The sequence below is a fragment of the Mycobacterium sp. KBS0706 genome, assembly GCF_005938675.2.
Taxonomy (GTDB): domain Bacteria; phylum Pseudomonadota; class Alphaproteobacteria; order DSM-16000; family Inquilinaceae; genus Inquilinus.
In genome coordinates, this window is the sequence record NZ_VCCH02000258.1 from 1 (window position 1) to 1,793 (window position 1,793).

A 1,793-nucleotide genomic window follows, 5' to 3' on the forward strand; every position below is an offset into this window, starting at 1 on the left:
CCGCTACGCGCGGGTCCCTCCTGTGGAGCTTGTCACGTTCGCGACCTTGCGGTGCGCCCGCGAGGAGCGTAGCGGTAGCTATGGCCTCGCCTGACTATGCCGGTTACCGCTTTCCGTCCGACGTGATCCAGCGCGCGGTCTGGATGTATCTCCGCTTCACCTTGAGCTACCGCGACGTCGAGGACTTGCTCACCGAGCGCGGTGTCGAGGTCTCATACGAGACGATCCGCCGGTGGGTGAACGCGTTCGGCCCGATGATCGCCCGGCGCCTCCGCACGCAGCGGCCCGTGCCGCACCGCCGCTGGCACCTCGATGAGATGTTCGCCCGGATCGGCGGCAAGCCGATGTATCTCTGGCGCGCCGTCGATGCTGAAGGAGAGGTGCTCGAGGTTTTGGTTCAGGCCAAGCGAGACACGGCTGCAGCTCGCAAGCTGATGCGCAAGCTCCTCCGGAGGCAGGGCATCGCTCCAACCACCTGGGTCACCGACAAGTATCCGGCCTACGGCGCCGCACTTCGTGACCTGCGGCTGGACGGGACACCCCACCTTCGAGGCAAGCGGCTGAACAACCGGGCCGAAAGTTCGCACGTCCCGGTCCGGCGACGGGAGCGAAAGCTGCAGCGGTTCAAATCGGCCGCATCGGCGCAGCGGTTCCTGTCGATGCATGCCGCGACCTACAACACCTTCAATGTCTGCCGCCACCTCACCACCGCCCGCACGCACCGCCGCTTTCGCGCCGAGGCGTTCGCGGCATGGCGGGATGCGGCTGGCGTCGCGGCATGAGCCTGGCGGATGCCGGCCTCATCGCGGCCACGCTCGCCAACGTGACAAACCCCCGCACGGAACCCGCGGCGCGCTCAGCGAGTCAACTTGACGCGCCCGGCCTTATGCCCCTGTTGCCCCTGGCATAGGCAATGGCCTGATCCATCAGCCAAGCGTTCAGCTCGTCATAGCTCTTCACCCGAAGCCGCGGTGTGAAGAAGCGCTCGCGCACCAGGCCGACCTGGTTCTCGACCTGTCCCTTCTCCCAACCCGAGGCGGGCGTGCAGGCGACCGGATCGACCAGATAATGGCTACACATCTGCAGGAAGCGGCGGTTGTAGGCCCGTTCACGGCCGACGAAGATCGTCTCCACCGCCGTCTTCATGTTGTCGTAGATGCCGCGAGTGCACGCGCCTTTGAAGAAGGCAAACGCCCGCTCGTGGGCATCGAACACCATCTCCTGGCTCTCGCGCGGATAGGCCCGCACGAACAGCATGCGCGAATGGCAGAGACGGACGTGGGCGGCCTTCACGATCACCGTCACGCCGTTGATCAGCACCACTTCATGGCTCCAGTCGAACTGGTAGGCCTCGCCCGGCGCAAAGCTCAACGGCACATACGCATCCGCCGCCACCGCGGCCCGCTCCCGGCGCCAGCTCCGCGCGTAGCGCCTCACTGCGTCATAGCCGCCGTCGTAACCGAGGGCGCGCAACTCCTCGAAGACCCGGATCAGCGTCAGCCGCTCGCGGCGCGGCCTCGCCTCGTTCGCCGCCAGGATCCGATCGAGGTCACCCCTCCAGCGCCCAAGCTTGGGCAGTGGCTGTACCTCCCGCTCATACCGGAACTCCGTCGCGTCCGAGCGCAACACCTTGCGCACCGTGTTCCGCGAAACGTGCAGCTCCCGGACGATCTCCTTGATCGTCCGGCCCCGAACGAAGAACTCGCGACGGATCCGCGCAATCGTGTCCACGCCCTTCATCCCCCGACCGCCCGTCTTCCAAAGACAGGCAGTGTGCGTGCGTCACTCCTACG

At 66.4% G+C, this 1,793-nt stretch carries 1 protein-coding gene and 1 pseudogene; one reads left to right on the forward strand and one right to left on the reverse strand.

The features are described from left to right. Positions 1-80 precede the first annotated feature (80 nt). A complete protein-coding gene (locus FFK22_RS41640) occupies positions 81-782 on the forward strand; it encodes an IS6 family transposase (protein WP_138893667.1) in 702 nt (233 codons plus the stop codon). A gap of 112 nt (positions 783-894) precedes the next feature. Here FFK22_RS41640 and istA read toward each other — a convergent pair. Next, a pseudogene (gene istA / locus FFK22_RS41645) lies at positions 895-1,740 on the reverse strand (IS21 family transposase); the annotation flags it as partial. Positions 1,741-1,793: the final 53 nt, after the last annotated feature.